The sequence below is a fragment of the Gilliamella sp. B3367 genome, from assembly GCF_026536825.1.
Classification (GTDB): Bacteria; Pseudomonadota; Gammaproteobacteria; order Enterobacterales; family Orbaceae; genus Gilliamella; species Gilliamella apicola_E.
This window is the reverse complement of sequence record NZ_JAFNNJ010000005.1, coordinates 63,854-89,220: the sequence shown is the minus strand read 5'-3', so window position 1 is coordinate 89,220 and position 25,367 is coordinate 63,854. Positions and strand designations below refer to the sequence as shown.

Annotated in this window: 20 protein-coding genes and 1 tRNA gene; 6 read left to right on the top strand and 15 right to left on the bottom strand. The window is 36.0% G+C overall.

Annotated elements, in window-relative coordinates:
• Window positions 1-5 precede the first annotated feature (5 nt).
• Window positions 6-1,766, top strand: coding sequence for an assimilatory sulfite reductase (NADPH) hemoprotein subunit (gene cysI / locus J3U23_RS08635; protein WP_267339025.1), 1,761 nt, complete (start codon window positions 6-8; stop codon window positions 1,764-1,766).
• A gap of 352 nt (window positions 1,767-2,118) precedes the next feature.
• The gene (locus tag J3U23_RS08630) at window positions 2,119-3,072 is read left to right on the top strand and encodes a LysR substrate-binding domain-containing protein (protein WP_065733648.1); all 954 of its coding nucleotides are present in this window, start codon (window positions 2,119-2,121) and stop codon (window positions 3,070-3,072) included.
• Between the two features lie 19 nt (window positions 3,073-3,091).
• Here J3U23_RS08630 and J3U23_RS08625 read toward each other — a convergent pair whose 3' ends face one another.
• The 10 genes from J3U23_RS08625 to J3U23_RS08580 all read right to left on the bottom strand — a co-directional run bounded on the left by J3U23_RS08625 (window position 3,092) and on the right by J3U23_RS08580 (window position 17,217).
• A complete protein-coding gene (locus tag J3U23_RS08625; RefSeq protein WP_267339024.1) occupies window positions 3,092-4,171 on the bottom strand; it encodes a sulfate/molybdate ABC transporter ATP-binding protein in 1,080 nt (359 codons plus the stop codon).
• A gap of 9 nt (window positions 4,172-4,180) precedes the next feature.
• Window positions 4,181-5,029 carry a sulfate ABC transporter permease subunit CysW gene (gene cysW, locus J3U23_RS08620; RefSeq protein ID WP_267339023.1) on the bottom strand — a complete coding sequence of 283 codons (849 nt, stop codon included), beginning with the start codon at window positions 5,027-5,029 and terminating at the stop codon, window positions 4,181-4,183.
• Window positions 5,030-5,038: 9 nt separating this feature from the next.
• Window positions 5,039-5,857 (bottom strand): sulfate ABC transporter permease subunit CysT, encoded by an 819-nt coding sequence (cysT, locus tag J3U23_RS08615; protein WP_416380102.1) that lies wholly within the window; start codon window positions 5,855-5,857, stop codon window positions 5,039-5,041.
• 80 nt (window positions 5,858-5,937) lie between these two features.
• The gene (locus J3U23_RS08610; RefSeq protein ID WP_267339075.1) at window positions 5,938-6,921 is read right to left on the bottom strand and encodes a sulfate ABC transporter substrate-binding protein; all 984 of its coding nucleotides are present in this window, start codon (window positions 6,919-6,921) and stop codon (window positions 5,938-5,940) included.
• Window positions 6,922-7,383: 462 nt separating this feature from the next.
• Complete coding sequence (locus J3U23_RS08605; RefSeq protein ID WP_267339021.1) at window positions 7,384-8,307, bottom strand: hypothetical protein; 924 nt, start codon at window positions 8,305-8,307, stop codon at window positions 7,384-7,386.
• A gap of 156 nt (window positions 8,308-8,463) precedes the next feature.
• Window positions 8,464-9,372: a restriction endonuclease gene (locus J3U23_RS08600; protein WP_267339020.1), complete on the bottom strand. Its 909-nt coding sequence runs from the start codon at window positions 9,370-9,372 to the stop codon at window positions 8,464-8,466.
• 231 nt (window positions 9,373-9,603) lie between these two features.
• A complete protein-coding gene (locus J3U23_RS08595; protein WP_267339019.1) occupies window positions 9,604-12,795 on the bottom strand; it encodes a type I restriction endonuclease subunit R in 3,192 nt (1,063 codons plus the stop codon).
• Window positions 12,796-12,804: 9 nt separating this feature from the next.
• Window positions 12,805-14,004 carry a restriction endonuclease subunit S gene (locus tag J3U23_RS08590; protein WP_267339018.1) on the bottom strand — a complete coding sequence of 400 codons (1,200 nt, stop codon included), beginning with the start codon at window positions 14,002-14,004 and terminating at the stop codon, window positions 12,805-12,807.
• 1 nt (window position 14,005) lies between these two features.
• Entirely contained in the window at window positions 14,006-16,597 is a 2,592-nt protein-coding gene (locus J3U23_RS08585) for a type I restriction-modification system subunit M (RefSeq protein ID WP_267337213.1), read from the bottom strand.
• 544 nt (window positions 16,598-17,141) lie between these two features.
• A tRNA-Phe gene (locus J3U23_RS08580) sits at window positions 17,142-17,217 on the bottom strand.
• Window positions 17,218-17,376: 159 nt separating this feature from the next.
• Between J3U23_RS08580 and J3U23_RS08575 the strand changes: the two genes are divergently transcribed.
• The 3 genes from J3U23_RS08575 to groL all read left to right on the top strand — a co-directional run bounded on the left by J3U23_RS08575 (window position 17,377) and on the right by groL (window position 19,946).
• On the top strand, window positions 17,377-17,811 hold the full coding sequence (locus J3U23_RS08575; RefSeq protein WP_065562752.1) for an FxsA family protein: 435 nt from the start codon (window positions 17,377-17,379) through the stop codon (window positions 17,809-17,811).
• A 148-nt stretch (window positions 17,812-17,959) separates the two neighbouring features.
• Window positions 17,960-18,253: a co-chaperone GroES gene (locus J3U23_RS08570; protein WP_220225436.1), complete on the top strand. Its 294-nt coding sequence runs from the start codon at window positions 17,960-17,962 to the stop codon at window positions 18,251-18,253.
• A gap of 46 nt (window positions 18,254-18,299) precedes the next feature.
• Window positions 18,300-19,946 carry a chaperonin GroEL gene (gene groL, locus J3U23_RS08565; RefSeq protein ID WP_065562751.1) on the top strand — a complete coding sequence of 549 codons (1,647 nt, stop codon included), beginning with the start codon at window positions 18,300-18,302 and terminating at the stop codon, window positions 19,944-19,946.
• An 85-nt stretch (window positions 19,947-20,031) separates the two neighbouring features.
• On the opposite strand, the gene J3U23_RS08560 is transcribed toward groL, so the two are convergent.
• From J3U23_RS08560 to J3U23_RS08550, 3 genes are read right to left on the bottom strand one after another with little or no spacing between them, the layout of a single operon-like run.
• Complete coding sequence (locus tag J3U23_RS08560) at window positions 20,032-20,604, bottom strand: manganese efflux pump MntP family protein (protein ID WP_267339017.1); 573 nt, start codon at window positions 20,602-20,604, stop codon at window positions 20,032-20,034.
• A 46-nt stretch (window positions 20,605-20,650) separates the two neighbouring features.
• Window positions 20,651-21,259, bottom strand: a complete 609-nt coding sequence (locus tag J3U23_RS08555; protein WP_220225435.1) for a hypothetical protein — start codon at window positions 21,257-21,259, stop codon at window positions 20,651-20,653.
• Window positions 21,260-21,272: 13 nt separating this feature from the next.
• Complete coding sequence (locus J3U23_RS08550; RefSeq protein ID WP_081303311.1) at window positions 21,273-22,451, bottom strand: bifunctional tRNA (adenosine(37)-C2)-methyltransferase TrmG/ribosomal RNA large subunit methyltransferase RlmN; 1,179 nt, start codon at window positions 22,449-22,451, stop codon at window positions 21,273-21,275.
• Window positions 22,452-22,551: 100 nt separating this feature from the next.
• Between J3U23_RS08550 and J3U23_RS08545 the strand changes: the two genes are divergently transcribed.
• Complete coding sequence (locus J3U23_RS08545; protein WP_081299501.1) at window positions 22,552-23,298, top strand: M15 family metallopeptidase; 747 nt, start codon at window positions 22,552-22,554, stop codon at window positions 23,296-23,298.
• On the opposite strand, the gene J3U23_RS08540 is transcribed toward J3U23_RS08545, so the two are convergent.
• Together J3U23_RS08540 and J3U23_RS08535 are read right to left on the bottom strand one after the other, a co-directional pair.
• Window positions 23,295-24,596 carry an ATP-binding protein gene (locus J3U23_RS08540; RefSeq protein WP_065562747.1) on the bottom strand — a complete coding sequence of 434 codons (1,302 nt, stop codon included), beginning with the start codon at window positions 24,594-24,596 and terminating at the stop codon, window positions 23,295-23,297. The two genes, J3U23_RS08545 and J3U23_RS08540, sit on opposite strands and share 4 nt — an antisense overlap.
• A gap of 12 nt (window positions 24,597-24,608) precedes the next feature.
• Entirely contained in the window at window positions 24,609-25,289 is a 681-nt protein-coding gene (locus J3U23_RS08535; protein ID WP_065562775.1) for a response regulator transcription factor, read from the bottom strand.
• Window positions 25,290-25,367: the final 78 nt, after the last annotated feature.

Below are 25,367 nucleotides of genomic sequence, written 5' to 3'. Positions count from 1 at the left end.
GTAATATGAGCAAATCTAAAACAGTTACCCTGACTCAAACAGTCAATTTAACACCGCCACAAAATGATGTCTCTGATCTGCCTTTATCGGATTCTGAACGATTTAAGCGAGAAAGTAATTATTTGCGAGGCACTATCGTTGATGATCTTAATAACGGTTTAACGGGTGGCTTTAACAGCGATAATTCTCAGCTAATTCGCTTACATGGCATGTATCAGCAAGATGATCGCGATATTCGTAAAGAACGCACAGAACAAAAACTCGAGCCACTGATCTCCATGATGTTACGTTGCCGCCTGCCCGGTGGTATCATCACCCCAAAACAGTGGCTGACTATCGATAAATTTGCTACTGAAGCAACAAAATATGGCAGTATTCGACTCACGACTCGACAAACTTTCCAATTTCACGGACTGTTTAAACGCAGCCTTAAGTCTGCTCATCAGCTGTTGCATAAGATAGGGCTAGATTCGATTGCCACTGCCGGTGATGTGAATCGTAACGTTTTATGTACTTCAAATCCTGTGGAATCAAAAGTTCATCAACAAGCTTATCATTGGGCAAGTAAAATCTCAGAACATCTTTTACCGAAAACCCGTGCTTACGTTGAAATATGGCTGGATGGTGAAAAGCTTTCTACACCCGATAGTGAGCCAATTTTAAGTTCGACTTATTTACCGCGTAAATTTAAAACTGCCGTTGTCATTCCCCCGATTAATGATGTGGATGTTCATGCTAATGATCTTAGCTTTGTGGCAATAGCAGAAAAAGGCGAACTGATTGGTTTTAATGTATTAGTTGGTGGTGGTTTGGCAATGACGCATGGTGATAAAACAACTTACCCACGCAAAGCCGACGATTTTGGTTTTATTCCTGTCGAAAAAGTACTGACGTTTGCTGAGGCCGTTGTGACCACCCAACGTGATTGGGGTAACCGCAATAATCGAAAAAATGCCAAAACTAAATATACGCTTGAACGTGTTGGCGTGGAAAACTTCAAAAAAGAGGTTGAACTACGTGCCGGAAGTAAATTTCTAAGTAGTAAACCTTATAACTTTAGTCGACGAGGTGATCAATTTGGTTGGTATAAAGGTATTGATGATAACTGGCATTTAACGCTATTTATTGAAAATGGTCGGTTATTTGATTATCCCAATAAACCATTAAAAACCGGCGTTGCAGAAATTGCCAAAATTCATCAAGGTGATCTGCGTATAACCGCCAATCAAAACTTAATTATAGCTAACGTGCCAGAGGAACAAAAAGCAGCCATTGAACAAATTGCACGTCAATATGGTTTGCTTGACGATACTGTCACATTACAACGTAAATATTCCATGGCCTGTGTGTCTTTCCCGACTTGCCCACTAGCTATGGCTGAAGCAGAACGGTTTTTACCGACGTTTGTAACTAAAATAGAACAGATGTTAACTCAGCATCACTTATCCGATGATTATATTATTTTGCGTGTAACCGGTTGTCCTAACGGTTGCGCCAGAGCCATGTTGGCGGAAGTGGGCATGGTGGGTAAAGCACCTGGTCGCTACAATTTATATCTCGGCGGTAATCGAGAAGGCACACGAATTCCTCGCTTATATAAAGAAAACGTGAATGTAGAGGAGATTTTATTAGCACTCGAACCACTTATTGCCGCATGGTCCATTCATCGCAATAAAGAAGAAGGATTTGGTGATTTTGTTATTCGTCATGAGATTGTAAAACCGGTACTCAATTCAGCGATCGATTTTTATCAAGAGGCGAATTGAGATGAGTATAAAAGTTGTTGATTGATAATTTTAAACTATGTTTATTGACTGTAGGCATATATAGCCATAATTCATATGGTTATTACTTTATCATATTTGTCTTTTTTATACGTTCTTTTATACTGAAATTACTTATCAAAGTACATAATTTTACTAATAAAATTACGAATAAGCATAATTTATAAATTAGACAAAATGCTTATAACCAGTTTCATCATATTGCTTATGCTTGCTGGCGGTCTGAAATTTTTTAAATAATTCACTTTTTAGTTATTAATTATATACAGCAACTTACACATAAATAATACAACTATCTAACGGGAATAAAGTAATTTTTACTAGGAAGATCGTCATGAATATACAACAATTAAGGATTATTCACGAAGCTGCGCGTTGTAATTATAATTTAACCGAAGTCGCAAATTCTTTATACACATCTCAGTCTGGTGTAAGCCGACATATCAAAGAGCTAGAAGAAGAGCTGAATATTGATCTTTTTATTCGTCAAGGTAAGCGCTTGATTAACATGACTGAACCTGGTTTAGAATTGGTGGTTATTGCCGAGCGAATTTTAAATGAAATTAATAATATTAAGCGGTTATCAACCATTTTTTCTAATACTGATGAAGGTTCATTAGTGATAGCGACCACCCACTCTCAGGCCCGTTATATTCTCCCAAATATTATAAAATCTTTTAGAATGCTTTTTCCTAAAGTTCATATCATTATCAATCAGGGATCATCTAGTGAAATTATCTCTCAGCTTCTTTCTGGCGAAGCAGATATTGGTATTGATAATGAAAGAGTGGATAACAATTCACTTGCTATTTACCCTTTTTATCGTTGGCATTACTCTATAGTTACTCCTAAAGATCATCCTTTGACTAAAGTCGATAAAGTGACGTTAGATATGTTACAAACATTACCTATCATCACTTATCGTCAAGGAATATTTCCTCGTAAAAGTATTGATAAAGCCTTTTCGGCTATTGGATTGACACCCAATATCTCGCTCAATGTTCAGGAGCCTGATGTTATTAAAACTTATGTTGAGTTAGGTTTAGGGATTGGTATTTTAGGTAATAAAATGTATAACCCTGATCATGATATCAATTTAGTTGAATTGGATGCGAAACATCTGTTTGAATCACATGTTACATGGCTAGGATTAAAACGACATAAATTACAACGTAATTATATTTGGCGCTTTATTCAATTATGCAATCAAGAGTTGTCACTGGAAGATATCAAAAGTCATGCATTAATTGAGCAAACTCATTCCAAAATACTAGATTATCAGATTTAATTTATAGGAATCATTCTCCTTAAATCATAAACTCTAATAGTTCATCTTGCATAAAAATATTAACGAGTGCAGGTTGCCAGTAGACAGTATCACCAATTTCAACTTGCTGTTGTTCATATTGTCGATAGCTAATAGATACATCAATATGCTTTGGTTGTCCGGCTACAGCAATTTCCAGAAAGACGGTTGGACCAGCAGTATGTATACGTACAACTTCTCCTTGGATATCATTTTTTCGGGCAATTTTAGCAATACTGATTTCGTGAGGTCGAACATAAGCGATAGCAGACTGATCAGGCCAGGTACCTTGTTCCCTCATATCTTTGTGAAAATCACCAATGATTAATGTATTATTTTCAATATAACCATATAAAAGGTTAACATCCCCTAGAAAATGCGCAACAAAGGCGGTTTTTGGTTGCTTATAGACTTCAGCAGGGGTACCTATTTGCTCTATGTGACCTTGATTCATTAAAATTATTCTATCAGCAACTTCCAGTGCTTCTTCTTGATCATGGGTAACAAAGATGCTGGTAACATTAAGTTCATGATGAAAATCACGTAACCAACGTCTTAAATCTTTACGGACTTTAGCATCTAAAGCACTAAATGGTTCATCAAGCAACAACACATTAGGTTTCGAAGCCAACGCACGCGCTAACGCAACTCGCTGACGCTGACCACCTGACAGTTGGTCTGGATAACGTTTGGCAAAATGGTCAAGTTGCACTAATTCGAGTAATTGATTAACGCGTTCATCAATTGCTGTTTTATTTAATCGTACAGATCTTGGTTTCATTTTTAGTCCAAATGCCACATTTTCAGCTACATTCATATGCCGAAATAACGCATAATTTTGAAAGACAAAACCAATATCTCGTTGCTTGGCGCTCAGCTTAGTTACTTCCCTATCAGCAAAATAGATTTGCCCTGAACTGGCAGTTTCTAAACCCGCTATAATGCGCAGTAAAGTTGTTTTTCCACAACCAGATGGGCCTAATAGTGCAACTAATTCACCTTGTTTTATGCTGAAATTGATATTTTCTAAGACATTAACGTGTTCAAAACTTTTATTGATATTGTGTAGTGTAATACTCATATCTACCTCTTAGTTCCCGTAATGACATTCATTGGCTAAGCGCCTTTCAATCCATTGACGAATCAAGAGTAACGCAAGCGACATAATTAATAGCAAAATAGCGACACTAAATGCGGCAACAATATTGTATTCATTGTATAAAATCTCAACATGAAGCGGTAAGGTATTGGTGTAACCACGAATATGCCCAGAAACAACCGATACCGCGCCAAATTCACCGAGTGAGCGAGCGGTGCAAAGAACAACACCATGCATTAAGGCCCATTTAATATTGGGTAAAGTAATGTGGAAAAAAATTTGCCAGCCATTCGCACCAAGGACGCTGGCGGCCTCTTCTTCATGAATGCCTTGTAATGCCATTATCGGAATGAGTTCTCTTGCCACAAAAGGAACGGATACAAAAATCGTTGCTAAGATAATTCCTGGAATCGCATAGACAATTTGAATATTCCACGCCTGCAAAAACGGATACAACGCACTTTGTGCGCCAAATAGCAATACATAGATTAAACCTGCAACAATGGGGGAAATCGAGAACGGTAAATCAATTAATGTGACTAATATTTGTTTGCCTTTGAATTGATATTTAGTTATGACCCAAGCTGCACATACACCAAATATCACATTTAATGGCACCGCTACACCAACGGCAATCAGTGTTAATTTAAAAGCGGATAAGGTATCTGGCTCAATAATCACTTGCCAAAATGCATTTACACCATTAGCTAGCCCCTGCGCGAGCACCACAACTAGCGGCAACAATAAAAGTCCGAAAAACAGTAATACCGCCAACAAGATTAGCAATAGCTGTAAACGGGTTACTCTCTTTTTTTCTGTTATTGATTGTAATATCTGCATAATCTTATATTAATGGTTTTTATTAATCTTACGGTTAATTTTTCGCTGTAAACTGTTCATAATTAATAACAATACAAAAGCAATCAGTAACATCGTTACGCCAATCGCGGCAGCGGCATCATAAGCATATTGATCAAGTTTTGAGACAATTAATAACGGTAATATTTCGGTCTTAAATGGAATATTACCGGCAATAAAGACCACTGAACCATATTCGCCAATAGCACGAGCAAAAGCGAGGGTAAACCCCGTTAGCCAAGCAGGTAAAATGGCAGGTAAAATAATATGCATAAAAATTTGCCTAGGCGATGCACCAAGTAAACTCGCCGCTTCTTCTTGTTCACGTGGTAAATCAGCCATAACCGGTTGCAAAGTGCGCACAACAAACGGCAATGTAACAAATAACAGCGCTAAGGTAATGCCAATGGGGGTATAAGCAATTTTAAAACTGAACCATTGCCCAATTGGCCCGTTTTTGGCATAAATTGCGGTTAACGCAATGCCAGCAACGGCTGTTGGTAAAGCAAACGGGATATCAATACAGATATCCATTATCTTACGTCCTGGAAATCGATAACGTACCAGTACCCAAGCCAATAATAAACCAATAAAGCTGTTTAAACCGGCGCTGATAAATGCGGTACTTAATGAAAGAGTTAATGCCAATAAAAACTGTTTGCTGACTAATAACCGATGCCACTCCTCAAAAGACAGCTTTGTTGAATAAAGAAACAAACCTAATAACGGAATAAGCACAATCAAACTAAGAAAGGTTAAAGTATAACCTAACGTTAAGCTAAAACCTGGGATGATCCGTTGTTGTTTAATGCTTGCAACTTTCATAACATTCACCTTTATACCGCAAAGCTAAGTGAGCACACACATAAAATTGCCAGAATAAGTAGTAATTAGTTTATCTCAGCATAAATTGCATCAAAGATGGCCCCATCACTAAAAAATTTTTTTTGCACTGTTTGCCATCCTCCAAAATCATTATCAACCGTAACTAACTTAATGGTAGGAAACTGATCTGCATATTGTTTAAGGATGTCAGGATTAACAGGACGGTAAAAATGCTTGGCTATAATATGTTGTGCCGGATCGCTATATAAGTATTCCAAATAAGCTTGCGCTTGCTTACGTGTACCTTTGCTATCAACAACTTTATCGACTAAAGCCACAGTCGGCTCAGCTAAAATGGATAATGAGGGCATAATAATTTCTAATTGATCGCCACCTTGCTCTCTTAACGCCAAATAAGCCTCATTTTCCCAAGAAATTAAAACATCACCTAAGCCTCGCTGTACAAAGCTAATGGTTGCGCCTCTGGCACCTGTGTCTAAAACCGGAACATGTTGATATAATTTGGTGACAAAATCTTGAGCTTGTTCATCGTTACCATAGGTACTTTTAGCATAAGCCCAAGCCGCCAAAAAATTCCAACGAGCCCCACCCGAGGTTTTGGGATTGGGTGTTATTACCTCAACATCATCTTTTATGAGATCACCCCAATCATAAATCTGTTTTGGATTACCTTTACGCACTAAAAAGACAATAGTTGAATGGTAAGGCGCACTATTATTTGGCAACCTAGCTTGCCAATCAGGTGATATGTTAGTTTGATAACGGTTTAACGCATCAATATCACTCGCTAAAGCAAGCGTCACCACATCGGCCTGCAAACCATCAATGACCGAACGCGCCTGTTTACCAGACCCACCATGCGAATTATTTATCGTCAACCGTTCACCGGTTTGCTGCTGCCAATGCTCGATAAAAGCCTGATTATATGCTTTATAAAGCTCTCGCGTGGGATCATAAGAAACATTGAGTAATTCAATTGCTTGCGCTTGATGCATAAAAGTGCAAATTGCCAATAAGATTAAGCTGATCCCATGCCTATATAATTTTTGAAAAAGAGGTAAATTTTTCACTCGACACCTCACGCTACACGACTAATGTATTGGATTAGTAATGATAAAAATATGAAATAATTAGACCAAATTATGGTGAGATGCGAAAACGATTATTTTGCATTTAGTTATAACAAAAATAGATATATAGGTGTGGAGGGAGATGAGGAGAGGTGAATATAAAAATTAATATATTTATAATATTTAAAGGCTCGGCTTAATATTCAATATATCAAGTAAATCCTGCTTAATATATTTTTCACGTTCTAAAATAAATTCTTTGAAATCTTCAAAATCAAGAGAAACATTCTCAGATAAATGATGTTGTTTTAAAAAATGATGAATAGCATTTTGGTTATCAAAATTTTGTTCAATCGATCCTTGTAATGCCTTATTCCTTTAAAAATGAATTTTTTTACGATTAAGATAGAACTCATCTAACTATGTTAGTCGAGGGTAAAGGATATGACCAACAATAGAACAAATCAGCCTTTGATCTTTTAGATAAAAAATATCATCGTTATCTTCATCTTGTTCGCCGATAAAAAAGACCCAAGCTTTATCTTTCTTATTTTCTTTTTTAGCCTGCTTTGCCTCGTCTTGAGCGGCTTCGAGTTCATTCAATAACATTGTTTTTTTAGCTTTAGACCATGTAGACCAATCGATGTGAATTTTATAAGTACGTTCTGGTTTATTGTCAGTCCAAATTCCAGCAGTCAACGGTATAATCAATAACTCATCATTATGTATGATTTTATTCCATTGCAATGGAGAATAAAAAATTTTCTTTTCGTGATATTTTTTAATCGCATTATTTTCAATTTTTTTGAAAATTGTCATATAATTATAACCAGAAACTTCGGGAACATTTAAAGACATATTACGATCGTAAGGAAAGTTGACAAAAGCCCGACATATTGGACGAATAGTATTAGCAGCCCGCCTGGATTTTTTATTAAGATCATGATTTAGATCTTGGTTTTTACTATTTGTATTAACTGATGAGGATGTCTTTTTGCTATTTGGATTTACTGAATCCCCCACATGCTCTCTTTTTTCAATCAGAACTAATCCTGAAGGCGATAATCCAGGAGTGTTTTCTAATTTATCTTTGATACTCTGTTTTTTTCCTATCCCTTGATTAATAATTTTCTCTTCTGCGTCTGCATCACAATTTTCAGCATGAGATTGATTTGGATATTTAGAGAAATTTGGACGCAATTTATTTTCTTTACGCCATGAACGGGGTGCCATATCAATACCGCACCCCCAACATTCATAACCTTTAGGGTCAACAACATTTAGCTTCCATAAATCCTCAGCTTCAACAATTTGTCTTGTCAATTTATCACGAGCAGATTCCATATTATTTCCCTTTTCTATATTTAATAATCGTTGTATTGGATAAATGCTGGAAAAATTTATCGGAGCAACGGTTACTAATTCCGCATTATTTTTCATTTTGCGTTAATAAAGTATCGATTTATGATGACATTAAACTCATATAGGAAATACCTTTTACTAAACCTCCTCAAAGTAATCACTATCAATTTGCTTTACTTCATAAGTCTGCTTTGTTGAAACCCCAACATTGTGATCAATCATTAACTCTGCTAACTGACTACCATTAATTAAAATAATTTTAGACTCTAAATGTGTTACGTAATCAATTGCTTCATTGCTAAAATTGGAAGTTGTAATAAACACGCCTTTTCTAGCTTTTACACCCTGTAGGGCGCCAGCAAATTTTTGTATTTCAGGTCGGCCGACAGTACCTTCCCACTTTTTAGCCTGTAAATAAATCATATCAAGTCCAAGCTTATCTTCTCGGATGATCCCATCAATTCCACCATCTTTTGCTATGCGAGTTGCCTCCCCTGCATCACGGCGAGAGCCACCATAACCTAAAGCAAGCATGACGTCCAAGACTAACCGTTCAAAAAATGCAGGTGAACACGTTTTAATTGAACTCAGTAGATCAGTGACAAGTGAGCCTCGAATTTCTTGATAGGATGAATCCATAAGTTCTGTCGGTGTGTTTTCTGATTCAACGTTAATTGGCTTTGTTTGCGTTGGAGTGGCAGACGATGATTGTTTAAATGATACAAATTCTGGTATGTGCATTAACTCTTCATTTGTTAATCGCGTAGGCTTGCTTTGTAAAAACTTTAATCCCAATTCACTTATTTGCCAAATACCTCGTTTAGCGTTATCAATTAATCCTGCTTTTTTCAAATAGGTTTTAGCCCAACCGATTCTATTTTCAATAATCGCTTGATTGCCATTAGGGAGTAATTGATTTGCTTCATCAGGTGTTAAGTTGAATAGTTGAATCAAATGATCATACGTTTGCCTTGTTGTATGCGCTTTTCCATCGGATAACCATTCTAAAAGTGGTAGCATAAGCGTTTGATAATCGGGAATAGCCATTTATTGCTCCTTAATATAATGGATGATATTTTTAAGCTTATAACAACCATCTATATCGGTCCCATTAAATTCAACTTATTCATATCAATAGAGAAAAAAACTCTATAATCTGTTGTATAACGTTACAAAACGTTATGAGTTGAATCGAAAAAACCAAAGTTTGTCGTAATGGTTAGATTAAAACTTATTTAAAAAATTTAATTTGAAAAAATCCCTGCAAACAACGTCATCTTAAAGATCATCTGTTCGTGAAAAAATAAATTGTTTCAAAAACTGTTCAATGCGAATATTGAGCTTAAACAATGATATTGTGATGCCGTCTTGTTTTTCAAAATAGGCTTTCGCCTTTGCTTTATCGACCGTTTCTTTTAAGGCATCGAATCGACCAAAATCATTGAGATTATTCTCATTCACTCTATCGCTCATTAACTTTAAAAGTAGTCTTTTATCTAAACCAAACGCATCAACCACCATATTCACTTGCGCATTTTCAGCGTTATCTTTGTAAATATTGATATAATCTCTAAAAGTGTGACCATCTATTAACCGCGCATCACCACGTTGTAAATCATGTAAAAAAAGTTTAGCGTACTTTTGCTCACTTTGAGAAAGTGAAGCAAATGACTTATGCAGCTCATTTAAGGTGTTTTCAATATTGATTGAATTTTGATTCAGCTCTTTCAAATATTTATCAAATCGACTATTCATATAGTTGGCATCGATTTTACCGGTATCGATTTCCGTTAAATAACCACTGACATCAAAAGGGACATCCCCACCTCTCGCACCAATGCTTTCGCCTTTTGCAACCAACTCTCTGTAACGTAAAATGAGACTCAAGTAAGTTTGTTCGTCTATAGCTAATGTTACCTCATACGGTTTATCCTTTTCAGTAAAGGAGTAGATCGACTGTTTCCAATTAAATCCTTGTATTTTTGCTGCTTCTAAGTGTTGATTAAACGTATTAAATAGTTTTGCAAATTTAGCACAAGCATCAATATCTTCTGGCAGTTTTTCAAAATTATCAATACCTGCGTTAATAAACAGCTCACGCATATCTGCGACAAATTCATTCATAGCTTCAAGGTTGCTTGCCAACTTATCAACAAATAGACCAATCGGCTTATCACCAGAGTAGAGTTTTACCGCATCGTTGATGTGCCGCTCCATGGTGTGTGGGTAGCGGTAATAACGAATAATGCCATGAGGTTTATCAGGACCAAACAGGCGATTAGTACGTGAGAACGCTTGAATGATATGTTGATATTTAATCACCTTATCTAAATATAACGTATTGAGCCATTTAGAATCGAAACCGGTAAGCATCTGGTCTACTACAATCAATAAATCTAACTGTTTTGCAGGCTCAGTATGTATATGTTTGTATTGTTTTTTATGAGCAAGACGATCCGCTAAATCTTTTTTGAAAGCAGCATGGCGGGCAAAATCAAAATTCTGACTGTAACGTGCGTTATAATCGGCCATTATTTCTTCTAAACCATCACCTTTAAAGGTTGGGCCTCGATTTTCATCACCACTGTTATCAATATGTGGATCAAATAAGGCGGACACTTTCAGTTCCGGTTTGGCTGCTTTTAATCGTCGATAATAATCAATGGCTTCGGCGATACTGCTTGTAGCTAAAATAGCATGAAACTTATTGCCTTGACTGAGTATTTCCCATTTATCTAAGATATCACTGATAACCTTTTCTTGATGCGCATCGGATAAATATTGGCTTTTCGGTATATAGTCTTCAATGCCTTTGTGATATTTACCCATAGCATCTTTATAGCCAGCCATAGGCACATCATTCATAAAATAATTAAATTTTTCTTTCTTTACGGGATCGTTCATGGCCTCTATAATGGTGTTAGCTTTAGCTTGCTCAAGTGCTACCTTTTCCCTCAAATCAATATCTCTAAACGTAGAAACTTTATAGGGATCAAAACCCAGTACGTTGCCATCGCGTATACCATCGGCGATACTGTAACGATGTAGTTCGTTACCAAACACATCAGCGGTCGTATTGAGATTAATCTGATTTTCCTCATGAATCGGTGTGCCAGTAAAACCAAAAAAGAGTGCCTTAGGGAAAGTTCTTTTTATTCGCACCAACATGCCTTCTTTATCTTCATTACCGCCACTCATCGTTGATCGATGTGCCTCATCGATAATGAACACTAAGCGATTGGTACGAATTTTTTCAATATCGGCAGAGTTAGTAGCTGTCCCTTCATCGTTAACCGCTTCAAAAATATTACTCATTTTTTGAATAGAAGTAACAATTAAAGTATCGGCTGGATTACTACTTTTTAATTTGGTAATGAGCGTATGGGTATCTTCCGTAGCTTGAACGTCTTCACCATCATTGGCAAAATTGCGGTACTCTGCAAGGGATTGTGTACCGAGTTCAACACGATCCATTAAAAAAATTACTTTATCGGCATCTTTGGATTGAGCAATTAACTGCGCCGATTTAAAACTGGTCATGGTTTTACCTGAGCCAGTAGTATGCCATACATAACCACCGAGGCGATCTGAATTATTTGCAGTATTACTAAGTTGTTGCCAATTGGTTTTGGCAACTTTGTCCGATATTGCATTGGCAGCATAATACTGATAACTACGCATCACTTTAAGGATGCCATCAGTATCGTCAGCAACAGTGTAAAAGCCAATCAATTGGTGTGCCATAGGAATAGACAACAAGGTCGAAGCAATATCTTTCCAATGATTCATCGGCTCATTATTAAAATCAGCCCAGTGAAATTGATAATCAGGGTTAAAATTGCCCTCTATCCCCGGATTGGCAAAGTATTTCGTTTCCTCTGGTTCCATCGCCACAAATACTTGGATAAGCGAAAACAGCCCGCTAAATATTCCCTCTTTGCTGTACTTTTCAATTTGGTTAATAGCTTGGCTAACCGGAATACCACTGCGCTTTAGCTCTACATGAATCACCGGCATTCCATTAATGAGTAGCATAACATCACCACGACGGTCATTACGCAAAGGGCTACCACGTTCAAATTTGGGTTGTTGTACAATTTGGTAACGGCTTTGACCGGCGGCAATTTCTTGGCGATCGTAAATTTTTAAGCTGACCTCTTTACCGAAATGCAAGGTATCTAATGGGTTATCTCGCTTGATGGCAATAGTTTTACCGTTAATTAAGCCATTTAGTTTGATCGGTGTTTTAAGCTCTTTGATTTGCTCAATGATTTGCTGCATTTCGGTATTGGTTAAGGGCACATCATTTAACCGATCCTGTTGGCGATTATTTTCAAACAAGATAGTTGCCCAGTTTTGCAACAATTGCGCCTCAGTTTTGTTTTTAAGTATTTCCGATTCCCACCCTTTTTGGGTAAGGACATCAATAAAGGCCTGCTCAAATTCGGCTTCAGTTCTAAAGGTTATCATTGTTTCTCCTTAAACAAACATTTTGCTCAAGCAGGCTTGCTTGATATTATTGAGTTTGGTGATTTGTTGTTGGTGTTGGTTGATCAAATTGTCGAGTTTTTGGAAATAATTGCTAATGGCGTTTTGTTCTGCAATCGAGTTAGGAATTGTTATTTTAATTGTGCTCATAACATTATTCATCAATTTAGGATTTCCAACATGTGAAACATGTCTCCAAGCTTCTTTGTTTAATATTTCTGCAATAGCTTTATTAGCATAACCTTTATTAGATAAAAGAACACCGTTTACATTCGTACTATAAAATTTACTATCTCTAAAATTAACTGTTCCTGCATTTGCTCCATCTGTTGTCCATGTAATTGCTGTTTCAAATAAATATTTATCATAGAATCCCATCAATCCATTGTTTTTTGTTTGTGATGAATATACGGGGTAGCACATAGAAGTAGTTGGAATCGGACTGGTTTTATTTGCCGACAACACATTTCCACGAGTGATAGTAAACAGTTCGTAAATAGCTTTTTCTTCCCATTGTCCACTAAAATCTTTAAAACGGATTTCTGGAATCGTTTTACCTTGCTTGGGGAACATTTTTTCCAGCATGGCTTTTTTAATATTGCAAAGCTTATCATGCTTTTTTTGGTGTTGGTTGATAAGGGTGTCGAGTTTTTGGAAGTAGTTGCTTATAGAGACTTGTTCTTCTTCGTTACATATATTTATTGGTGTTGCTTTAGCTTGTTCAATTGTGTAGTGCGCAATCGTTCCTGTATGAGAAATGCTTTTAATATGTTTTTTGAAACATTTGCTAAAGAAAAATGTATATAGAAAGTATCCATTGAAATTTTTATCGTTCTTTAGCCATAGTAAGTCTGCATCCTTGAAATATAAAGGATTATCGTTCCGAATTAGATAAGGGATACCAATTGAACCTCCACCAGTTATAAGTAGATCATTTTTTGTTACTCTGCCGATTTTTTCAGATAGCTGTTGATAAACCTCATAAGGTATATAGGCTTTACTATTATTCTGTCCCTTGTAAATAGATATAACATCGCTTGTTCTAAAAAATGGTACTCCTGCTTCAGTCCATTGTTTTTTATGAACTCTTGCAGCAGATCTAATATCTATTAATTCACCTAGCTTATTTTCAAACCACTCTTTATGAAACCCTTTAAACCGAATCTCTGGCACTTTTCTATCCGCACTCATCCTATTCACCTTTTAGTAATTTCGCGAGTTCATTAAGACCCTGCATATCAAACTCATTACCAGTGAGTTCACCTATCATCTGTGCCAACTCTTGCTCAGTGGTTTTAATTTCATTGGCTATTTGCGAATAGGTCACAGCATATTTATCGGCAAGCGCTTGTACTTGATTAGTGAGTTGGTTAATTACTACGTTTGGCATTGTGGCAAGTTCATTGCATAATGGGGTAATCCATTTAAGGCATAGTAGATTGTTCACCTGTTCATCAGTTAAACTTTCAATAGTCGTTTTGGTTTTTAGATGCAACTCAATAGCGGCGTCTTTAACCGTTTTCTTTAATGTTTTTTCTTCATCAATCAGCCGACTAGCTTGAATTATTTTGTGCTCATAACTTTCTTCAGCAAACTTGATTTTGCTCTCTTTTTGCTCTTTTAAGAAGTTTTTGGCTGCTTTACTAACTTCGGTGTTGGCAAAACCATCTTGGCTCTCTTTAATGGTATCTTGTTCTTTTTCTTCTTCGGTGAGCGATTCTAGAATCGCTTCCAGCAAACTCGCAATTTCAGCTAAGCGAGTTTCCTTTTCAGCTAATGCCTGTAAAGCATCATTCAAACAAGTCTTTTGTACTAAATCAAACGGTAAAATATGGCCTTTCCAACCGTCTTGTACGTCAGTGTCTTGACCGTTTTTTTTCTTGATCACCATATTGGGATCAACTTGTTTAGTGGCGGAAAACCCCTCTGTTTGCATCATTTCTAAATCAGCGCTGATGATTTGCCATTGATCACTTAAAAACTGATAAGCTTGATATTTGTCGATTAGATTATTTGACGCTAAACGGTTAAATAATTCAGCACTTAACGCCGATTCACACTGATTACGTTTAACACTCTGCCAATTTTCAATTAATTGCGTTTGTAAGTATGTATCAAAACCGTTAAAGGCTTGATTATAGGCGTCAATAAATGCCAACACTTGTGGATGCTGCACAATAGTGACATTGACGTCTTTTTTATCGATAGCTAGCTCACTATAAGCCGCTGATTTAGCAGCAAACAGTTTGTTACGCAGCGCTGGAAAAGTTTGCCAATAGTGCTGTAATTCAGCAATTTCACTGTTAGGTATACCGCCCAGCATAGTGGCATGTAAATCCCAGTTTGGTGTCGCTTCTGAAGAGTCCACATAGCGAGGAATATTAAGGTTAAAGTCGTTAGCACGTATAGTATCCTTGCTAACAAGTTGTGAGAACTTATCGATACTTTCACGATTAATCACCGCATCTGTAATACGTTTGATATCACTAATTTGCAGTTTGTTATTTTTTCCTTCTTTAATAAAATGTTTCGAGGCATCAATTACCAATACGTCAGTATTTTGACGTTTTTGTTTAAGTACTAAAATTACCGTCGGAATACCGGTACCAAAAAAGATATTTGCCGGCAAACCGATGATCGTATCAATATGATTCTGTTCAATAAGTTGCTTACGAATCTCGCCCTCTTCACCCCCTCTAAATAAAACACCATGAGGAAGAACAATTGTCATAATGCCATCGGGTTTTAAATGGTATAGATCATGCAACAAAAACGCAAAATCGGCTTTGGTTTTGGGGGCGAGCCCAAAACGAGAATAACGAGGATCGCTCTCTTTAAAACTTGGATCCCAGCTTTGGGAGTAAGGTGGATTTGATACTACTGCATCAACATGCAAAGGGTCATATGAACCTTGTGGGTCACTGTCGTCAACATAAGGCCAATCTTCTTCCAATGTGTCGGCATTACGGGTTTTAATGTTGCTGGCTTTAATACCCCGCATAATTAAGTTCATACGAGTAAGATTATAAGTGTTCGCTTTTAATTCTTGAGCATAATAGGTAATACTGTCTTTATTTTTGCCGTATTTCTGGAACGCCTCACCGATATTAATTAACAGAGAACCTGACCCCGATGTTGGGTCGTAAATTTTAATAGTATTTTTATGTTTTAATTCATGAGCGATGATGTTTGACATCAGTACTGAAACTTCATGCGGTGTATAAAATTCACCAGCTTTTTTACCCGCATTCGCCGCAAATTTTTCAATCAAATATTCGTAAATGTAACCCAATACATCGTATCCTTGATTAGCATTCATTGGAATACTTTTGATTAATTGAAGTAAATCACTGATAGCTTTGGTACGTTTACCTGCACTTTCACCGAGCTTACTTAAACCGGTTTCTAAAGTGGTAAAAATTCCCTCAAAGAGCTTTTTATAGGTTGGTGAAATTAAACGGCTAAATGCTGATAGTGCATCACGTACATTAGATTCATCGAATGGATATTTGGGATCTATCCAAGTGGAAAATAAATTATCATAGGCAATAAAGTAACCTAAGTTATCTTGCACGAACTTTACCGTGTCTGTATCTGTTTCAGTAAGCAATTTGATATCGTCTGGTGTCATGCCTTCTTTGGAAACAAATTGTACTAACTGATCACTTAAATATTTATAGAAAATAAAACCAAGAATGTAATCTTTATATTCATTCGCCTCAATTTTAGAACGCATCTGGTTGGCAGATTCCCAAATCTTAGCGGCCAATTGTTGTTTATTCATTTTTATCCTGTTTGGTGATGTTATCGAAATCAGATAAAATCTAACAATTATCTTTACAATATAAATTTTGATAATTTTTATCAAAATGAACTAATTTTTTTAATTGAATCGTTTAGGCGCCATAATGCCAATCCGCAATTTTTTAACTTGCTAGCCGAGCTAGTTCATGATTTTGACGAACAACCTAATTGACTTATTTTGAGTATAATAATACAGGCGAATACCGCAAAAATCTATAAACGCCATTATTAGCCATATACCATAAATAAGTTATTCTATATGTTGCTATTATCGTTTTTGTTTCAATTGCTGCTTAAGTTTATTGATACTTTTTATTTTATCTATAATAATTTAACTGATATGACTGCTAATTAGAACTAGTGGATTAATCTTATTTTAGTTTATTTTTTAAAGTGAATTTCCAAGCATCATAATTGTCATTGGTAATACAACGGAAATGCTTAAAAAAGATAGATAATATATTTATTTAGCGGAATTTCAGACACAAAAAAACCAGCTTTCGCTGGTGTTCCTTTTTCGTAATTGGTGCCCGGACGCGGAATCGAACCACGGACACGGGGATTTTCAATCCCCTGCTCTACCGACTGAGCTATCCGGGCAACAATGGAGGTGTATTAAACACGATTCGCGATTATCAGTCAATCCCTTTTGTAAGATATTTTGAAAAATATATGTCGTTTGGTTGAAATTTAACTAGTTATTACTATATTAGTAACTTATTATGACATAATATCACTCTATACTTAGAGGAATTTTATATGCGAGTCTTTGGATTTATTGTTTTTTTTATTTATGCTTATTTGGAACTCAGCTTTTTTATAAAAGTTGCTGATTCAATAGGTGTTTTTCTTGCTTTAATTGGCATTATTGCCACTTCGATTATTGGGTTTTCTTTAATTAAAAAGCAGGGTTTAAATAACCTAAGTATTATGCAACAAAAAATCGCTAATAATCAAAGCCCTAAAGATGAAATTATTAAGAGTGTGTCCTTACTCTTTGCGGGTTTTTTATTGCTAATTCCTGGTTTTTTAACCGATATGCTTGGCGGGATTTTGTTAATTCCACGCGTTCAAGATTATATTGTTCGCTTTATTGTTAAAAAATTTCCTTTCAAAGTTCGATCATTTTCTTCTAGCAACAATGCGCAACTTAATGATGTAATTGAGGGTGAATTTGAGCGTAAAGATGACTAATAATTAATCAATTAAAAAATTTTTTAATGTTATTCTCTTGAAGAATTTAAAACAACCCCCATTTAATGTTCACTATATTATATAGATCATAATTTTATGATTTATTGTTAATAATTATTTAATTTATATTAGTGCTAGGAGATAACTAATGAAAATTCGTCCATTGCATGATCGTGTGATCATTAAACGCAAAGAAGTAGAGTCAAAATCAGCTGGCGGTATTGTTTTAACAGGCTCAGCTGCGGGTAAATCAACACGTGGTGAAGTTTTAGCTGTTGGTAATGGTCGCATTTTAGAAAATGGTCAAATTCAACCACTCGATGTAAAAGTTGGTGATATCGTTATTTTCAATGAAGGATATGGCGTTAAAACAGAAAAAATTGATAACGAAGAAGTGCTTATCTTATCTGAAAGCGATATTTTAGCCATTGTTCAAGCGTAATTGGCAAATAATTTAATTTATAGACAGAATTTAGGAGAAATACAAAATGGCAGCTAAAGATGTAAAATTTGGTAATGACGCTCGCGTTAAAATGCTTAAAGGCGTCAATGTATTAGCTGATGCAGTTAAAGTCACTTTAGGTCCAAAAGGACGTAACGTAGTATTAGATAAATCATTCGGTGCACCAACTATTACTAAAGATGGTGTGTCAGTTGCTCGTGAAATCGAATTAGAAGATAAATTCGAAAACATGGGTGCACAAATGGTTAAAGAAGTGGCTTCAAAAGCAAACGATGCTGCTGGTGACGGTACAACTACCGCAACAGTACTTGCTCAAGCTATTGTTAATGAAGGTTTAAAAGCGGTTGCTGCGGGCATGAATCCAATGGATTTAAAACGTGGTATCGATAAAGCAGTTGTTGCAGCAGTTGAAGAGCTTAAAAAATTATCTTCACCATGTGCTGATTCTAAAGCGATTGCTCAAGTAGGTACAATCTCTGCTAACTCAGATGAAACTGTTGGTACTTTAATTGCTCAAGCAATGGAAAAAGTGGGTAAAGAAGGTGTTATCACTGTTGAAGATGGTACTGGTTTACAAGACGAGCTTGATGTTGTTGAAGGTATGCAATTTGATCGTGGTTATTTATCACCATATTTCATCAATAAACCAGAAACAGCTACTGTTGAATTAGATAGCCCATATATTTTATTAGCGGATAAAAAAATCTCTAACATCCGTGAATTATTACCAGTATTAGAAGCAGTTGCTAAAGCAGGTAAATCACTATTAATCATTGCTGAAGATGTTGAAGGCGAAGCATTAGCAACTTTAGTTGTGAACACTATGCGTGGTATTGTTAAAGTTGCCGCAGTTAAAGCACCTGGCTTTGGTGACCGTCGTAAAGCAATGTTACAAGATATCGCTATTTTAACAGCCGGTACTGTAATTTCAGAAGAAATTGGTTTAGAGCTTGAAAAAGCAACTTTAGAAGATCTAGGTCAAGCTAAACGTGTTGTTATCAATAAAGACAATACCACTATCATTGATGGTGTTGGTGAAGAGTCTTTAATCAGTGCACGTGTTGAACAAATTCGTAAACAAATCGAAGAATCAACTTCTGATTACGATAAAGAAAAACTTCAAGAACGTGTAGCTAAATTAGCTGGTGGTGTTGCTGTGATTAAAGTTGGTGCAGCAACTGAAGTTGAAATGAAAGAGAAAAAAGCACGTGTTGAAGATGCATTACATGCAACTCGTGCAGCAGTTGAAGAAGGTGTGGTTGCCGGTGGTGGTGTTGCGTTAGTTCGTGCTGCATCTGCAATTTTAGACCTTAAAGGTGCAAACGAAGATCAAAACGTTGGTATTAAAGTTGCCCTTCGTGCAATGGAAGCGCCATTACGTCAAATCGTGACTAACTGTGGTGAAGAAGCATCAGTTGTTGTTAACGCAGTTAAAGGTGGTAAAGGTAACTATGGTTACAATGCTTCAACTGAAGAGTACGGCGATATGATCGCAATGGGTATCTTAGATCCAACTAAAGTAACTCGTAGCGCATTACAATATGCTGCATCTGTTGCTGGTCTTATGATCACAACTGAATGTATGGTTACTGATCTACCTAAAGATGATAAAGCTGATTTAGGTGCTGCTGCAGGTATGGGCGGCATGGGTGGAATGGGCGGAATGATGTAATTCTGCTGTTTCTCCTAATAAAAACCACTCCGTTATGTGAGTGGTTTTTTTATACCTAGCGATTGATTATATAAAATATTCAAAATTAACTTGTTAAGTGCTGGTAAAGTGTTATTGAACCAATGATGATAAGAACTATACCGCCAATAAATGATGCTTTTTTCCCAATTAAACAACCAATTTTTTTACCTAGCAATAACCCAAGGGTAACCATAATACAAGTCGCTAACCCGATCATTGTTGATGCGAAGTAGATATTGACACTAGCAAGGGCTAATCCAACACCAATTGCAAAAGCATCAATACTAGTTGAAATAGCCGTAAGGACTAATATTAGAAATGATTTTGAGGAGAGGGGTTTTTGGTCGTCATTTTCATCGTTTTCTTCTTTAAAACTATGATAAATCATATTAAGACCTAACAAAAGCATGACGGCAAAAATGATCCAATGATCCCAGTTTTCAATATATTGAAGTGCAATATAGCCAATAAACCAGCCTAGTATAGGGGTAATAGCTTCGATAAAGCCAAATAAAACGCCTACTTTTAATGCACCGAAAAAGGGTGTTGATTTAAGCGAAACGCCACGACAAACCGCTACCGCAAATGCATCAGTCGACATGGCTAATGCTAATAATAAAATAGCCCCAAAACTCATGATATTTACTCTTGCTTCTAATGATTTTTATTTTAATTTTTATAATTTATTTTTTTGATATTAAAAATAGATAGTTAGCTATCTTTTTATCGCCTTTGTTTTTATAAAATTCTGCTGTTTTTATTACATTATTTCGGCGGTTTGAATCATATTCAAAAAGTTGTTTGAACATAAGATCTGCCGTTTTTGTATCTCCATTTTGAATCGCACAATAACCATATTGCTCGTAGGTATCGGCTTTCCAGCGGTGTCGATCAAATTCTAGGCTTTTGCTAAATTGTTCTTTGGCTTCTTGATAACGATTCCTGCCACATAAAAAGGAGCCATAATGGACATGAAATAAGCCATTACCAGGTTGCATTAATGTAATACGTTTGTAGATCATTTCTGCTTCATTATATTCACCAACATGCTGATCAAACATTGCCATTGCCAGCATCACTTGTGGATTATTGGGTGAATACTGAGCGGCTAATTTTAGATTATAATGTGCAGCTTTAACATTATCCTCGGATTCATTGGCTTTAGCTAAGTAGCCTAACCCCAATCGCATTCTAGCGAGTGCCGCTGCTTCAGGATCAAATTCTTCACGAGCATTTGTTTGACAGCCAGCTAGTATTAACATACTAATTAATGCAATTAATACGCCTTTCATCCACAACTCCTTTTTATTGTTGAATAAGGTTTTGTTTCTTATACAGTGTGCGTTTAGTACGATCAACCACTTCTCCAGCAAGTTGCCCACAAGCCGCATCAATATCATCACCGCGTGTTTTACGAACAATAACCGTAAATCCATAACCCATTAATGTTTTCATAAAGCGATCAATTCGGGTATTTGAACAACGAGAATAAGGTGCTCCAGGGAATGGATTCCATGGAATTAAATTGATCTTACTAGGCACATTTTTTAAGAATTTTGCCAGTTCATGCGCATGTTCAACACTATCATTGATTTGATTGAGTAAAACATATTCAATTGTCACCTTACCGTGATTAGCATTTGATGTTGATAGATAACGTAAAATTGAATCACGTAGCATTGCCATATTATATTTTTGGTTGATTGGCATAATTTCACTTCGGATTTCATCATTTGGTGCATGAAGTGAAATAGCTAAAGCAACATCAATCATTCCTGCCAATTTATCTAATGCCGGTACTACGCCAGAGGTTGAAAGTGTGACCCGTCTTTTTGATAAACCATAACCAAAATCATCTAACATGATTTCCATTGCTGGTGCAACATTAGATAAATTAAGTAAAGGCTCTCCCATACCCATCATAACAACATTCGTGATAGGCCGATCGGCTAATTTACCTGTAACACCAATCGCATTTGATGCTCGCCAAACCTGGCCAATAATTTCAGAAACGGTTAAATTGCGATTAAAACCTTGCTGAGCAGTTGAACAGAATTTACATTCAAGCGCACAGCCCACTTGTGATGATACGCACAAAGTTGCTCGATCACGTTCAGGGATATAAACCGATTCAATCATCTGATTATTACCCACATCTAACGCCCATTTAATGGTACCATCCGATGATCGCTGTTCAAGAGCAATTTTAGGTGCTTTAATTTCAGCTAATTTTTTTAGTTGTTCACGGAGCTTTTTGTTGATGTCGGTCATCAGATCAAAATCATCTATCCCAAAATGATAGATCCATTTCATCACTTGATCAGCTCTAAATGGTTTTTCCCCTAAGGAAATAAAAAACTCTCTTAACTGTTGTCTAGTGAAGTTAAGCAAGTTAATTTTTTCGTTGGTTGGATTTGTGGTGTTTTGATTGGTTGTCACATCTGAACAATCGCCAGACGATTTTTGTGTAGCTGGTGTTAACATATTGCCTCGTTTTTACACATTATGGCTATTTCAATTTTTAGGGAAAGGATTATACTGTTTTTCACCTTGTCTGGCTAATATAATATTAATTACAATTTGAATGATGAAAAAAATAATAAAAACAATTGCCAATTTTACTCAAACTTTAACTCTACTTTTATGTTCAACATTTGCTATGGCACAATCAATTCCATTAAATAAACTTACTGGCCAATTTGATGAGAAAAAAGACAGCGATTTTATTGCTCTGGATTCAACAATATTACCAGTAAATAAAAAAGGCATGTATCTTCAAAAAGAGCCCACTCAGCAGCTAATTAAAGCTTATAACGATTTTAAAAAATCTTATCCAGATATTCCGTTTATAGTTGTGAGTGCAACACGTAATTACACGTATCAAAATGGCATTTGGCAACGTAAATGGGACGCCTTATTACCTAAGTTAAAAGTGCCACAAAAAATTGCCGAAGAAATTTTAAAATTATCTTCAATGCCTGGCACATCAAGGCATCATTGGGGAACAGATATTGATATTACCAGCGTGTCATCTGAATATTTTAAAAATGATAAAAAGGGTATTATTTTGTATCAATGGCTTCGTGAAAACTTACCAAAATATGGTTTTTGCCAGCCATTTAATGAAGGAAGAAAGGGTGGATATTTACCAGAAGAGTGGCACTGGTCTTATAAACCAATTGCAAAGCAATATATAGCTGAATATAAGGCGATACTTGAAACTAATCCACAAACAATTATGAAAAATTTGAATTTTACTGGTTATGATAAAATTACACTTGAAAGTCTTGTGAAAGAGTATGTTTTAACTGTTAATTCAGAATGTTATTAATGCTTTCGCCAATAAGGTAGTTTTATTGTTACCACTAAACCACCGCCATCTCGATTATTAGCTTGAATAGTACCGTTATGCATAATAACGGTCTTTCTTGCAATCGCCAAGCCTAGCCCATAGCCTTTACCTAATTGTGCTGATTGAATACGGACAAAAGGTTCAAAAATGCTTGATAATTTACTTGAATCTACACCAGGACCGCGATCTTTAACCTCTATTTGTAAATATTTTCCTGCTTCTTTTAACGATACTTCAACAGTCTGACCGGCTTTAGAGAAGCGGATAGCATTACGAATAATATTTTCAATCGCTCGTCGTATTTGTTCTGAATTACCTTTAACAATAGAATGTGAAATCGATGATATGCTAAATACTACTTCAATAGATTGATGATTTGCTTCATAGTTAGCATCATTAACAACAACACCAATTAACTCTTTTAAGTCAAAATATTCATCGGTTCGATTATTCATTTCTGCGCGTGAATAATTCAAAATTTCACCTATTAATTGATCTAGGCGTTCCGACTCTAACTCAATCCTAGCTAATGAAGTATCTATGTTTTGTTTATTTTGCTGTGCAAGGCCGATGGCAAGCTGCAAACGGGCCAGTGGCGTTCTAAGTTCGTGTGAAACATCATGAAGTAATGCTTGGCGATCAGAAATTAAGATATTGAGCTGTTCAACCATCATGTCAAAATCTTTACCTAATTCGCTAAGCTCATCACGACGAGGTTTTAATTTTTTGAATAGGCGGACAGAAAGATCGCCTTGAGAAACTCTAAAAAAACCTTGCCTTAATAACTTCATTGGTCTGGTTAAGTTCCATGCTAAAAAAAGGCTGAATACTAACCCAACACATATCCCCATTAATACAATGGGAGTTGGCATATTGAATAAAGTTTTCCTATTATTGCTATGATCTGTTTTATCGTCTTTAAATGATACCGAGTAAAGTGTTCCGTCTGGTGCAACCGCCATCCTTTGATATAAATAACTGGTTGATTCTAATTCATCTGTGATGATATTGACTTGATCATTTTGAGGAGAGACCAATTTTATCGACAATAAAACTCGCTCACGTTCGGGGAGATGTGCGATAAAATTGAGAGTCTCATCTTCACCAGCAACATGTAGTAATTGTGCAATCATATCCACTTTAGTTGGCATATGATTTAAGAATCGTTGATTTTTATTCTCTATATAATAAGAGAAAGCAATCCAAGTTAATTGGAAAGTAAGATAAAAGATTATCCAAAAGATAATCAGAATTTTCCAAAATAATCGACGATTCATGTCAAACCTACATTAACGAATACGGTAACCAACGGCTCTTATCGTTTCAATGGTCACATCATTTTGTGCGACTTGATGTAATTTTTGGCGAATATTACTGATATGGACATCTACACTACGGTCATAAAGCTCTCGTGCACGACCAAGCCCAATTTCAGATAATTCTTCTTTAGTTACCACTCGCTCACTATGTTTCACAAGTAAAACTAATAAGTTAAATTCGGTAGACGTTAAATCAATAGGTTGACCATTCCAAGTGCATAATCGCTGAGGAATATCTAAGGTTAAACCATTAAAGTGATATTTTTTATCATCGACTAATTCAACCGAACGTTCATCAAAACGACGTAAAACCGCTCGTAATCTAGCTAATAATTCACGTGGATAACATGGTTTTGGAATGTAATCATCTGCACCTAATTCTAACCCTAACACGCGATCAATATTATCACCTTTAGCCGTTAGCATAATTACTGGCATATTACATTGTTGACGAATGCTTTTAAGGACATCAATTCCATTAATATCAGGTAACATTACATCTAAAATTGCTACACGGTATTTACCTGAAAGCGCTTCATCAATACCATCTTTACCCAAATAAACACTTTTAATATTAAAACCTTCATTGGTTAAATATTCGCTAAGCATTTGTGATAATTCTACATCATCATCAATTAATAAAATATTTATCATACGTCGCCATTATTATTTAATTTTAGATAGTTACATTATTGCAATAATAAAAAAAAAGTCAGGTGGATTTACTAA